This window comes from Brachybacterium sp. SGAir0954, assembly GCF_005490785.1.
In the GTDB taxonomy this organism is placed as follows: Bacteria; Actinomycetota; Actinomycetes; order Actinomycetales; family Dermabacteraceae; genus Brachybacterium; species Brachybacterium rhamnosum.
Genome location: NZ_CP027295.1, coordinates 642,688 through 655,943 on the forward strand (window position 1 = coordinate 642,688; position 13,256 = coordinate 655,943).

Consider the following 13,256-nt stretch of genomic DNA (forward strand, 5'->3'; position numbering starts at 1 on the left):
GTGACGAGGACGAGCAGCTCAGAGCCCGCAGGGGCGGCTCCCTGCTCGGGAGCCGCCCCTGCGGCCGGATCGGTGCTGTTCATCGATGGTTGCTGCTCATCGTGCCTCGTGCGGTCGGTGCGCCTCAGGCGCGGGCGGCGGCCTCGGAGACGAAGGCGGCGGTGGCGTCGGTCGGCGCGTCGGCGACGTCGGCCGTCTCCTCCGCCTCCGCGTCGCGATCCGCGAGCCAGCGCTCGGCGTCCAGCGCTGCCTGGCAGCCGGAGCCCGCGGCGGTGATCGCCTGGCGGTACGTGTGGTCGACGACGTCGCCGGCCGCGAAGACGCCCTCCACGGAGGTGCGGGTGGTGCGGCCCTCGACGACGATGTAGCCCTGCTCGTCGAGCTCGAGCTTGTCCTGGAACAGCTCCGTGCGCGGGAGGTGACCGATCGCCTCGAAGACGGCGGAGGTCGCGATCTCGCGCTCCTCACCGGTCTGCGTGTCGCGCACGGTGATCGACTCGACCTTCTCACCGCCGTTGATCGAGACCAGCTCGCTGTTCCACGCGAAGGACAGCTTCGGGTCGCTCTCCGCGCGGCGGGCCATGATCTTCGAGGCGCGCAGCGCGTCACGACGGTGCACGAGGGTCACCGTGCGGCCGAAGCGCGTGAGGAAGGTGGCCTCCTCGACGGCGCTGTCTCCGCCGCCGACCACGACGATGTCCTGGTCCTTGAAGAAGAAGCCGTCGCACGTGGCGCACCAGCTGACGCCCTTGCCGGAGAGGCGGTCCTCGCCGTTCACGTCGAGGCGGCGGTACGCGGAACCGGTCGCGATGATCACCGACTTCGCCCGGTACACGGTGCCGTCCTCGAGCGTGATCGTCTTGACGTCGCCCTCGAGCTGCACGTCGACGACGTCCTCGAACTCGATCTGCGCGCCGAAGCGCTCGGCCTGCTCCTGCATGGTCGTCATGAGCTCGGGGCCCTGGATCCCCTCGGCGAAGCCGGGGAAGTTCTCGACGTCCGTCGTGGTCATCAGCGCGCCGCCGGCGTCGAGCGCCCCCGCGAGGACGATCGGCTTCATCTCGGCGCGGGCCGTGTAGATCGCGGCCGTGTAGCCCGCGGGACCGGAGCCGACGATGACGACCTCGTGCACCGTGCTGTCCTGCGCCGCGCCGTCCTGCGCGGTCTCGGGGGCCTCGCAGCCCTCGGGCCCGCAGGCCTGCGCGGAGGTGGCGGAGGCGCCGAGGATGTTGAGAGCCTGGATCGGCTGGGTCATGGGAGGTCCTTCCGGAGGTGGACGGGAACGGCGCGGCGACGCAGACGAGCGTACGGCGCGAAGGGGTCGGAGGGGGCGGGCGAGGGACGAGGCGGGACGGCGCTCACACGCCCTCGATGAGCACGGTGCCGCTCCAGAGGCCCACCTGGGACGGATCCGCCTGCGTCGAGGCGTCGCCGCAGGTGGGGCGCACCACGGTGACCGAGACCGTGCCGCCCGTGGCCTGGAGCGTGTCGCGGTCCACGGGACCGTGCACGAGCAGCCAGGCCGACGTCTGGTCGGTTCCCCACGCGACCTCCTCCATGATCAGCACCGCATCGGCGCTCCCGAGGGTCTGCAGGCAGGTCGCGGCGTCGAAGCTCGTCATCGGCTGGATGGTGCCGGCGTCGACGAGCCTCTGGACCTCGGTGCCCAGGGAGCTCTCCGTGACAACGGGCAGACCCGCCGAATTCTTCCCGGCACCGTTCTCCGTGTCGACCGCGACACCTGCCCGCGGGTGTGTGGTGCTCGACTGCTCGAGCGCCGTGGACAGCTGCAGCCCGATCAGCGCGGCCACGACCAGCACCGCGAGGATCACCACGACCGGGATCCCGAGGAAGTTCGGGAGCCGGGAGGACAGCCCGTGCACCCGCCGGAGGGCCGGGCGCGGGCTCATTCGACGCGGACCTCGGCGATCCGGCCGCGGTAGCGATCGGTCTCGACGCTGTCCTGCGGGAGGTCGGGGATCCACAGCGCGGCGCCGTCGGCCTCGAGGGGCTCCTTCGGGGTGAGGACGGCCTCGCCGTCCCCGTTGAACTGGGCGGTCGCGGCGACGTCGCGGAGGCTGCCGTCGGCGTTCACCGCGTGCAGCTCGATCGTCCCGCCCGTGTTGCGGGCGGTCGTCACGGTGACCTTCGTGATCGTGGACTCCTCCGCGAAGGTCAGCTTGATGCCCGTGCCGTCCTTGAGCCCGCCGAAGTCGGAGCTCGTGTACAGCTTCGTGGACCAGAAGGTGCCGGTGTCGCCATCCGTGATGCGCGAGGCCTGCTCCGGATGGTCGAGGGTGCTCGAGTTGAACTCCTCGACCCCGGTCACCTCGGGCGCGGGCAGGGTCGCGGTGGGCGACGGGCTCTCCTCCTCGGCGGTAGGGCTCGCCTCCTCGCTCGGTGCGGCGGTGGTCGCGGTCGCGACCGGCTGCGTGTTCAGCGGGTTCTCGACCCGCTGGCGCAGCCCCGAGGTGATCGACGTGATCGCGAAGACCATCGCGATGATGACCAGCAGCACGGCGCCCAGCAGGATCCATTGGGCCTGGCGCGAGCGGGCGGCGGGCTGTGCGGGGCCGAGGCCCCAGGTCTGCGGGTCGTCCGCATCGACCGCGACGCCGACGACCTCGCGCAGCAGGGAGCTGCGGGAGGCGGGGACCGTGTCCTCAGGGATGTCCGACTCGAGGGCGGAGCGGTCGCGGCCGCGCACGACGATCGGACCGGAGTCGACCGGTGCGAGCGACTCGGTGCGCCCGGAGACGGCGAGCGGGCCGGTGCCCTCCGCCGCGGAGGACGCGGAGTCATGACGATGATGCGTGGCGGGGGTGAGCGCGGTGCTCGCGGTGGTGCCGGCGGCCGCGGGGAGGGCGGCCGTGCCGGGCTCCGCCGCGGCGGGGGCCACCCCGGACTCGGCGGATTCCGGTGCTGAGGTGGCCGGCGCGTCGGCCGGGGTCGAGGGACTCACCTGGGTCGACGGACTCGTCGGGGCCGACGGGTCCGACGGGTCGGCCGGTGAGGACGGGCCGGAGGGTGCGGCTGCGGCGACGGCCGCCGCAGCGCCGACGGTCGCGGCACCGGCCGCACCCGCGCCGGCGGCCAGGGGCGCGGCGTCATGAGCTGTGGCCGCGTCGGTATGCGCGGCGGATCCCGTCGCTGCGGCGACATCGGTCCCGGTGTCGGTCGCTGCGGGGCGAGGCGCGGGAGCGGCGACATCGAGATGGCCCGGGAAGGCGCTCGAGGAGCGGCGCTCATCGAGATGCAGCTCCTTCACCAGTGCCTTCGCCTCGCCCTCGGCCGCGGAGGAGGAGGGCGCAGCGGTCGTCTCCTGCTCCTCGGCGGGCACCGAGGACTCGGGGGCCTCGGGGTTCTCGGGATCGACGGCGGCCGATGCCGCGCCGGCGCCGACGACCCCGGCCGTCGCCGCGGCGGCCGCGCCGGATGCGGCCGCGCCGGGGGTGCGGGAGACGGTGTCCTCCTCCGGGAGGTCGCCGTCGGCGGGGAGCGGCTCGAACGACTCGGTGGCCGGAGCAGCGTCGGCCTGCCGCTGACGGGTCGGGTCCGACGTCGGCGCCTCCTCCCCGGAGGTCGGCGCCGCGGAGCCCGCGCTCACCGAGGTCTCCCGGCCGGGCACGACGACGGGCGCGGCCGGAGCGGCATCGTGGGCGGAGGCAGCCGGGGTCGCCCCGCGACCCGCATAGGCCTCGAGGGTCACCGGGATCGACTGCCACGGCTCGAGGGCCTCGATCAGGTCCCGAGTGGTCTCCGGGCCCTCCTCCGCGGCGCCGCCCAGCACGAGCTCGCACAGCAGGTCGAGGTCCTCGGGGATCGGCGGGGCGCCCTCTGCACGCAGCGCGGATGGCCGTGGGATCGTCCCGTCAGCCCCCGGTCGCGGGCTGCGGCCCGTGAGCGCCCGGAACAGCAGCGCGACGAGGGCGCGCGTGTCCTGGAAGGAGGCGATCTCCCGCGAGCGGTCCAGATCGGTGTGCGCGGCGGCCTCGACGCCCACACCGAGCACGGAGACCGCCCCGGAGGCCGTGTCGACGAAGACGCGGTTGGAGTCGAGCAGCTGATGGCGCAGGCCACGACGGCGCGCGACCTCGAGCCCGGTCGCGGCCTCGCCGATCACGGCGCGCGCGGTCTCGGGGTGCAGGGGGCCGTCGGCGAGCAGCGCCGCGAGCGGCGGGGACGTGGGCAGCGGGTACTCGACGACCGTCGTCGGCTCGCCCGCGGTCCCGTCCGTCGCGCTCTCCTCACGGGGATCCTCGAGCACGACGATCTCGCGGACCGGCACGAGGTGCGGGTCCTCCACCAGATACGCGCGGCGCACGGCATCGGCGGCCTCGAGCGCGGCCGGGCCGTGCACGACCAGCAGCGCCACGTCCTCCCCGCTCGCGACCGTGCGGGCCCGGTGCCACGAGGCGCCCTCGGCGACCCCGGACAGGGGGATCCGCCCCTCCAGGGTCCACCGGGAGCGCAGCGCGTCCAGATGAGAGTTCGTGTCCACGGACCGTCCTTGTCGTCGGTGTTCGCCCTCGCTGCGAGCTCGGGCGGCTTCCATGCTACGAGGTCGCCCCGCGCAGGCGGCCGAGGGCCCGGGTTCCGGTGCCCACCATGCGCTGGACCTCCTCGACCCGCAGCAGCCAGGCCACGGCCAGGAACACCGCGGAGACCACCGCGCCGATCACGACGCCCAGGGCGATGGCGACCGATCGGTGGGACCAGATGGCCCCGTCCAGTAGCTGCACGAGCCCCGCCCCCACGGCCCAGGAGACGAGCGCCGCGAGCGCGAGCTTCCCCGCGAGCACCAGACCCTTCCGTGTGCCCGGCACGGCCTCGCCGAGGGCAGCGGCACGGCGCCGCAGGAACCACAGGGCCATGAGCCATCCGGCGAGGTTGCCGACGCTGCTCACCGTCGCCGCGGTCGCCGTCGCCCACGCCGGGTCCACCACGGCGAGGATGATCGGCGCACCCACGAGGGAGGCGAGCGTGTTCGGGATCTGCGTGTAGAAGGGCACGCGGGCGTCCTCGTACGCGTAGAACACGCGCTTGACGAGGTAGAGGGCCGCGAAGGGCACGAGGCCCAGCATGTAGCCCACGAGCACCGCGCCGTTCGCCCGGGCTCCGATCGGCCCCGTGCCGCCGCCGATCGCCCACATGATCGGGCCGGCGAGGGCGATGAAGAGGACCGTGCACAGCACCATCGGCACCGCGAGCAGGCGGTTCGTGCGGGCGTACGCGGCGAGCGCCGCGGCGTGGTCCCCCGCGGCGGCGCTGCGCGAGATCGCCGGGAAGGCGGCCGTGACCAGGGAGACCGCGATGATGCCCTGCGGGATCATGAACGCGAGGTAGGCCCAGTCGATCGAGAGCAGCCCCGGATAGCGGGCCGCGAGGTCAGAGTCCTTCCCGGCCGCCTCCGCCGCGTGCACCGCACCGCCGGTGGACCAGCGGGTCGCCCACACGCCGAGCTGGCCGAGGCCCAGCATCGCGAGGGTCCACAGGCCGATCCTGCTGAGCTTGCCGAGGCCCAGCCCGCGGAAGCCCCATCGCGGCCGCAGTCGCAGGTCGAGCTTCTTGACGAACCAGGTGAGGAAGACGACCTGGCCCGCGGAGCCGCCCACGTTGATCGCCGCCATCGCCACGATCATCGCGAGGGTCCACTGCGACGGGTCGCCGACGGCGCCCCACATGCCCAGGAACAGGGCCGCGCCGACGATGCCGATGAGGTTGTTGACCACCGGCGCCCACTGGTACGGGCCGAAGGAGTCGTGCGCGTTCAGCAGCTGCCCGCACATGACGTACAGGGCGGAGAAGAAGACCTGCGGCATCATCCAGTAGCCCAGCTGCACCGCGAGCGCGTAGGTCGCCGGCGGCAGGCTGCCGCTCGTGAGCACGAGCAGCACGGGCACGAGCAGCATGCACAGCCCCGTGAGCACGAGCGACACGAGGGACACGAGGGTCATGAGGCGCGAGACGTAGTCGCTGCCGCGGTCCGGCCGCTTCACGGCGCGCACGATCGCGGGCACCAGGATCGCGTTGAGCGTGCCGCCGCCCACGAACAGCCACACCGTGTTGGGCAGGGCGTTCGCGGCGCTGAAGGCGCTGCCGGCGGAGGACATGGAGCCCGCGAGGATCGAGCCGAACAGGAAGTTCCGCACGAAGCCGAGCAGCCGCGAGACGATCGACCCCGAGGCCATGACCACGGAGGCCTTCATGAGGCGGGAGCTGCTCCCGGGGGTGCCGTGGCGGCGGTGGCGGGGAACGTGATGGGTGCGGAGCTCGCGGGGACGTGTCGTCACGGGCGCTCCTCCTTCTGCTCCGGGTCCTCGGCCGCGGCGGCGGCCTCGTCCCCGGTCTCGGTCGTGGGGTCGGGATGGGCCTCGGCGTCGTCGGCGTCGTCGGCGTCGTCGGCGGTGGGCGGCAGCGGCTCGGTGGTGGGCTCGGAGCGGCCGGTGCGGGCGAGGACCACCGGGTCCTCGGGGCCGTGCACGGCCGGGGCGCGGTGCGAGGAGCCCGTGCGGCGGGCGCGCGCGACGCCCACCACCACGAGCGCGCCCATGCCGATCACGAGCAGCAGGGTCGTCCAGTTCTCCCACGCCGGGTTCACCGTGAGCGGCACCTCGGAGGTCGAGGTGAGCGCCTGCGCCCCGCCGTCCGGGGCGTCCTCGGCGTCGGGATCGCTGGTCAGCTGCACGGAGAGGGTCACGGTGCCGTTCGCGATCGCCTCGACCGGGACCGTCTTGTCGATCTGGCCGCGGGCGGGGACCGTCACGACGGGCTGCTCGCCCACCCGCACGATCGGGCGGTCCGAGGACACCGCGATCCGCACCGTGATCGGCGTGTCCAGGGAGTTCTTCACCGTGATCGGCACGCCCGCCGAGTCGGAGATGAGGTTGTAGCCGGAGGTCGGGACGACGGAGATCGCCCCGGTGAGGTCCGCGACGGCGGACTCCGCCAGATCCGCCCGCGCGGAGGAGTCCGCGGCGGAGCCCCAGTGCTCCGAGGCGGCGGAGAGCACCTCGAGGCGGGGACCGTCGAGCGCGGCGTCGTCCTCCATGACCGCCCCGAGCGTGTCGAGCTCGCCCCAGAGGTCCTGCAGCCGGCGGGCGAGGGCGGGCTCGACGTCCGTCGCGGCGACGTCGGCCGGGTCGGTGCGCGTCCAGGTGCCGTCCTCGGACTCCGCCGAGGGAGCCACGGTCGCCGCATCGATCGCCCCGAGGGCGTAGAGGTCGTCCCCCGATGTCGAGGGGTTCGTCGTGACCGCGTCCTGCTCCGCGGCGGAGAGCAGGGCATCGGTGGTCCCGCGGGTGAGCCAGGGGGCCTCGTCGAGGGCGTCGAGCGCGGTGCCCGCGGCCTCTGCGTCCAGGGCGGCCTCCGGGTCCGGGCTGATCAGCAGGTGCCGCGGTGCCTGCGAGTACTCCGAGGCGATCGTCGCGGTCTCCGCGAGCATCCGCTGGGTCACGAGCTCCGGGTCGGTGCTGCCGTCGAGCGAGGCGAACTCGGCGGAGAGCTCCGGATCCGGCGCGAGCACCCGCAGGTCCCGCCCGGATCCCGTCGCGCCCGTCGCCTCGTAGGTGCCGATCGAGCTGGGGGTGACGGCCGATCCCGGATCCTCCCGCACCGACGTGGAGGGCACGATGACGGTGTCCGCCCCCGTCGCGGCCGCCTCGTCGAGGGCGTCGGCGGTGACCTCGTCACCGGGGATGCCGACGGCCCGCGAGCGCAGGACGATCCCCGACTCCTGCCAGGTGTCCCGGCCCAGGGCGTCGGCCGCGTCCGCGAGGTCCGTGGCGCCGCCTCCCCGGAGTCCCGCGAGGTCCGTGCGCGCATAGGGCATGGCGAGCACGGTGCGGGAGCCGACGGCGTCCTGCAGCGTCGAGGCGATCGCCTGCGCGGTCTCCGGGACGGCGTACTCGGCGGCCGCGTCGCCGTTCGTGGTCTGCGGATCGCCCTCCTCGGCGATCGCGAGCCGCGGCGGGTCCAGCAGCTGCGGGTCCAGCCACCAGTCCACGTCCTCGCGCGCGGCGAGGGCCTGCAGGGAGGCGAGGTGCCCGGAGGCGGCGGAGTCCGCGTAGGCGGAGGGATCGGCCGCCGCGGCCCCCGGATCCGTGCCGGTCATGGGCAGCAGCACCGACTCGGTGATGCTGCCGCTCGCCCCCTCGGGGCGCCACACCACGAAGGTGCGGATCGCGTCCTGGGGACCGTCGGACGTGGAGAGCGTGAGCGAGATGCGGCGCGTGCCCCACAGATAGGACTCCCCGCTGAAGCCGAGGTCCTCCGCGGGGACGCGGATCTGCAGCGTCGCGGAGTCCCCCGGCGCGATGACCGTCGGATCGGAGGAGGCGACGGGCTCACCCGCCGTGTCCGGCCCCGTGAGGCCCTCCCACTGCGAGAGCTGCGCGCGGTCGGTCACGCGCGAGCTGCGGGTGCGCAGCTCGAGGGACGCCGCGTCGAGCGACTCCTCGGAGGTGTTGGTCACCCTCACCCGCGCGGTGAGCGTGCCGCCGGGCGCGAGGGAGGTGGGATCCAGGGAGGTGAGCGTGAGGTCGACGGCGGAATCCCCACCCTCCGACGGGGCCGACGGGGCCGCGGGTGCGGCGGGGGACGCGGGCGCGGCGGCGCTCGCCGGGCTCGCGGCGCCGGCCAGCAGCGCGGGAGCGAGGAGCATCGTCACCGTCAGCAGCGCCGCGAGGACCGGGCGCAGCAGCGGACGGGTGGACGGCATGGGGACACTGTATGCGGCCGCTACCGTAGTTCCCTGCGCGGGCGCGCGTGCTCCGCAGACCCTCGCACCACCTTCACATCGACCGCAGGACAGGACCCCCGTGACCGAACCCGCCGCCGAGGCCGCCCGCCGCCTCGAGAACGCCCGCACCCGGGCCGCCGCCATGTTCGAGGCGCTGCCCGCGGAGATCCACGACCTCGGCCGCCGCTTCGAGGCGGCCGGTCTCGAGCTGGCCCTCGTGGGCGGCCCCGTGCGCGACGCGGTCCTGGGCAGGGTGAGCGCCGACCTCGACTTCACGACCTCCGCCCGCCCCGAGCAGACCGAGGAGATCCTGCGCGGCTGGACCCACGACGGCGGCATCTGGGACATGGGTCGCGAGTTCGGGACCCTCGGCGGGATCCGCGACGGGGTCAAGGTCGAGATCACGACCTACCGCACCGAGACCTACGACGCCGCGTCCCGCAAGCCCCAGGTCGCCTACGGGGACACGCTCGAGGGGGACCTCTCCCGGCGCGACTTCACCGTCAACGCGATGGCCGTGCGCCTGCCCTCGCTCGAGCTCGTCGACCCCTTCGACGGCCTCGAGGACCTCGCCAAGGGCGTGCTGCGCACCCCGGTCGCCCCCGAGCAGTCCTTCGACGACGACCCGCTGCGGATGATGCGCGCGGTGCGCTTCGTCTCCCAGCTCGACCTGCGGATCGAGCCGATGACCGCCGCCGCGGTCGCGGACCTCGCCGAGCGCATCACCATCGTCTCCGCCGAGCGGGTCAAGGACGAGCTGGTCAAGCTCATGATGGGCGTCGCGCCGCGCCGCGGCCTCGAGCTCATGGTCGAGCTGGGCCTCGCCGACCACGTGCTGCCCGAGCTGCCGGAGATGCGGCTCGCGATCGACGAGCACCACCGCCACAAGGACGTCTACGAGCACTCCCTCACCGTGCTCGACCAGGCGATGGACCTCGAGAGCCCCGCCGGCTCGGGTGGCCCCTGCGAGGCGCCGGACCTCGTGCTGCGCCTCGCCGCGCTGCTCCACGACATCGGCAAGCCCGCCACCCGCCGCTACGAGGACGGCGGCGTGGTCACCTTCCGCTTCCACGAGACGGTGGGCGCGAAGATGGCCGCCAAGCGGCTGCGGGCCCTCGCCTTCGACAAGGACACCATCAAGAAGGTCTCCCGGCTCGTCGAGCTGCACCTGCGCTTCCACGGCTACGCGGACTCCCCGTGGACCGACTCCGCGGTGCGCCGCTACGTCACCGACGCCGGGGACCTGCTCCAGCGCCTGCACCGGCTCACCCGGGCGGACGTCACCACCCGCAACCAGCGCAAGGCCCGCGCCCTCTCCCGCGCCTACGACGAACTGGAGGAGCGGATCGACCGCCTCGCCGAGCAGGAGGAGATCGGGCGGATCCGCCCGGACCTCGACGGCAACGCGATCATGTCGATCCTCGACCTCCCCCCGGGCCGCGAGGTGGGCGAGGCCTACAAGCACCTCCTCGAGCTGCGCATGGAGCACGGCCCGCTGGGCGCCGAGCGCGCCGAGGCGGAGCTGCGCGCCTGGTGGGCGGCCCGCGCCGAGGGCTGAGCGGGCGGTCGGTCCGGGGGATCGGGTGACGCGCGCCGCACGGACGCTGGATGCCTCCCCGCCTCCGTGTGAGGAGGATGTGAGGGACCGCCCGGCAGACGTGCACACCGTGTGTGCTTCGCCGCCGGGGCTTCCCGTCGGCGGGGGTGGGATGCTCATACTGTGAGGTCGCCTGCCCGTCGGCAGTCGCGTCCTCGACCCCTTCAGACCAGGAGCAGCAGCCATGAGCGATTCCGGACGCTCCTCCCGCGGCTCGTCGCGCCGCACGAACCCGTCGGCCGGCAATCGTCGCGCCGCAGGTGTACGTCGCGCCTCCGGGGCCTCCGACGCGAAGAAGCCGGCGCCGGGCGCCGCGGCCTCCGCGAGCAAGGGCACGAGCCGCACGCCGAAGAAGGCCGGCGCCGCCGCGGGCGGTGCGGCCGCGGCGGGGACAGGGAGCCGCTCGGCGGCGTCCCGCCACGCCGCACCGGCGCGCAGCGGGCGCGGGAAGGGAAGCGGCAAGGTCGCCGCGACGAACTTCCTGAACTACCCGCGGGCCGGGAAGAAGGGCTTCTGGCGCTGGCTGCCGTCCTTCCGCCTGCTCGCCGGCGCCTTCGCGCTGATCGTGCTGCTGGGCCTCGCCGGCACCGTCTGGCTGTACAAGAGCACCGAGGTCCCCGAGCCCTCCGACTTCGCCCTCGCCCAGTCCTCCCGCGTCTACTTCTCCGACGGCGAGACGGAGATGGGCAAGTTCAGCGACATCAACCGCACCCCGATCGCGAACGACGAGATCCCGCAGACCGTCAAGGACGCGGTCGTCGCGAGCGAGGACGCGACCTTCTACGAGAACCGCGGCATCTCGCCCAAGGGCATCCTCCGAGCCCTGGTCAACAACCTCTCCGGCGGTGCGCGCCAGGGCGGCTCGACCATCACGCAGCAGTACGTGGAGCGGTACTACACCGGCACCAACACGAGCTACGTGGGCAAGGTCAAGGAGATGTTCATGGCGATCAAGATCGACCAGGAGCTCCCCAAGGACGAGATCCTCTCCCGCTACCTCAACACCATCTACTTCGGCCGCGGCGCGTACGGCATCGAGGAGGCCTCCCAGGCCTACTTCGGCAAGCCCGCCTCCGAGCTCGACGAGTCCGAGGCCGCGCTGCTGGTCGCCGTGATCCCCGGACCCTCGTCCTACGACCCCGCGGTCAACGAGGAGAAGGCGCAGTCGCTGTGGGCACGCGTGATCGAGCGCGAGGTCAACGACACCGGGGTGCTCACCGCTGCGGAGGCGGACGCCCTCGAGTTCCCGAAGACCGCCGAGCCCAAGAAGCAGAACAGCCTGGGCGGCACCAACGGCTACCTCCTGGACCAGGTGCGCACCGAGCTCATCAACCAGGGCTACACGCAGGACGAGCTCAACACCGGCGGCTTCAAGATCGTCTCCACGGTGGACAAGAGCGTCCAGGACAACACCGTCCAGTCGATCGAGGACCTCGGCGACCGCCCCGAGAACAACCGCGTGGGCACGATGACGCTGGACCCGTCCAGCGGCGCGATCCGCGGCATGTACGGCGGCGAGGACTACGTGAAGCAGTCCATCAACGACGCGACCCAGTCGCGCATGCAGGCCGGATCGATCTTCAAGACCTTCACGCTCGTCGCGGCCCTCCAGGAGGGCTACTCGCTGTACTCGACCTGGGACGGCAACTCGCCGAAGTCCTTCCCCGGCTGGACCGTGAACAACTTCAACAAGGTCGACTACGGCACCGTGAGCCTCTCGCAGGCGACCACGAACTCGATCAACACGGCCTTCGCCGAGCTGAACGTCGAGATGGGCCCCACGAAGACCAAGGAGGCCGCGATCGAGCTGGGCCTCCCTGAGACCACACCGGGCCTGGACGACTACGCCTCGAACGTGCTCGGCAGCGCCTCGCCGACCGTCCGCGAGATGGCGGAGGCCTACGCGACGATCGCCTCCGGCGGCGTCTACCACTCCGCGTACATCGTGGAGACGATGACCAACGCCGACGGCTCCAAGGAGTACGAGCACAAGGACACCGCCAAGCGCGTGCTCGACGAGGGCGTGGCCACCAACGCCACCGTCGCCCTCCAGGGCCCGCCCAGCACGGGCTCCGCGAAGGCGCTCGTCGACATCATGGACGGCCGCCCCGTGGCCGGGAAGACCGGCACCTCGGAGTCCTTCCGCTCCGCATGGTTCGTGGGCTTCACCCCGCAGCTCGTGACCGGCGTGGGCATGTTCCAGCCGAACGCGGACGGCGGCGAGGACCCGCTCACCCCGTGGGGCGACTACTCGAACATCACCGGCGGCTCGTACCCCACGGAGATCTGGGGCTCGATCATGTCCCGCTCCCTCGAGGGCCAGGACTTCGAGGACTTCCCCGAGGCCGTGCGGCTGGACAACCAGAAGGCCGTCGCGAGCACCACGACGACCCGCAAGTCGACGCGGACCCAGGCCCCGACGACGAAAGCCCCCACCACCGAGGCGCCGACCACGGAGGAGCCCACGACGGAGGAGCCGACGACGGAGGAGCCCACCACCGAGGAGCCCACGACGGAGGAGCCGACGACGGAGGAGCCCACCACCGAGGAGCCCACGACGGAGGAGCCGACGACGGAGGAGCCCACCACGGAGAAGTCGACGACGACGAAGAAGCCCGCGGAGAAGACGACGACGGAGAAGCCGGCGGCGGAGAAGACGACCAAGCCGTCGTCCACGAAGCCGACCACCGAGGCGGGCGCCGAGGAGGGCAAGACCGACACGGGGACGACCGGGGACTGACCCTCCGATCCCCTGTCCACGATGCGGCCCGCTCGTCCTCCGGGACGGGCGGGCCGCGTCGTCGTCGGCCCCGGCTGTGATCCCCCGCGCAGCTCCCGCCCCGCTCTTCTCCCCACCTCCCGGGACCGGTAGGGTTGCACGGTCCGTGACATGCGCCGCCGGCGGCTGCGCGGATGGCA

The 13,256-nt window shown here is 73.1% G+C and carries 7 protein-coding genes; 2 read left to right on the forward strand and 5 right to left on the reverse strand.

Annotated features, from left to right (window positions below; genetic code table 11):
- Positions 1–124: 124 nt before the first annotated feature.
- The 5 genes from trxB to C1N80_RS02850 form a co-directional block, all read right to left on the reverse strand.
- Positions 125–1,255 carry a thioredoxin-disulfide reductase gene (trxB, locus tag C1N80_RS02830; protein WP_137769395.1) on the reverse strand — a complete coding sequence of 377 codons (1,131 nt, stop codon included), beginning with the start codon at positions 1,253–1,255 and terminating at the stop codon, positions 125–127.
- A 103-nt stretch (positions 1,256–1,358) separates the two neighbouring features.
- Positions 1,359–1,910, reverse strand: a complete 552-nt coding sequence (locus C1N80_RS02835; RefSeq protein WP_137769396.1) for a hypothetical protein — start codon at positions 1,908–1,910, stop codon at positions 1,359–1,361.
- A complete protein-coding gene (locus C1N80_RS02840; RefSeq protein WP_137769397.1) occupies positions 1,907–4,501 on the reverse strand; it encodes a hypothetical protein in 2,595 nt (864 codons plus the stop codon). Before C1N80_RS02840 ends, C1N80_RS02835 begins: the two co-directional genes overlap by 4 nt.
- Positions 4,502–4,556: 55 nt before the next feature.
- Positions 4,557–6,293 carry a murein biosynthesis integral membrane protein MurJ gene (gene murJ / locus C1N80_RS02845; protein ID WP_240811207.1) on the reverse strand — a complete coding sequence of 579 codons (1,737 nt, stop codon included), beginning with the start codon at positions 6,291–6,293 and terminating at the stop codon, positions 4,557–4,559.
- Positions 6,290–8,719 carry a DUF6049 family protein gene (locus C1N80_RS02850; protein WP_240811208.1) on the reverse strand — a complete coding sequence of 810 codons (2,430 nt, stop codon included), beginning with the start codon at positions 8,717–8,719 and terminating at the stop codon, positions 6,290–6,292. Before C1N80_RS02850 ends, murJ begins: the two co-directional genes overlap by 4 nt.
- 100 nt (positions 8,720–8,819) lie before the next feature.
- Here C1N80_RS02850 and C1N80_RS02855 point away from each other — a divergent pair, with 100 nt between their 5' ends.
- Both C1N80_RS02855 and C1N80_RS02860 read left to right on the forward strand, forming a co-directional pair.
- Complete coding sequence (locus tag C1N80_RS02855; protein WP_370297180.1) at positions 8,820–10,298, forward strand: CCA tRNA nucleotidyltransferase; 1,479 nt, start codon at positions 8,820–8,822, stop codon at positions 10,296–10,298.
- 223 nt (positions 10,299–10,521) lie between these two features.
- Positions 10,522–13,077: a transglycosylase domain-containing protein gene (locus C1N80_RS02860; protein ID WP_205750665.1), complete on the forward strand. Its 2,556-nt coding sequence runs from the start codon at positions 10,522–10,524 to the stop codon at positions 13,075–13,077.
- Positions 13,078–13,256: the final 179 nt, after the last annotated feature.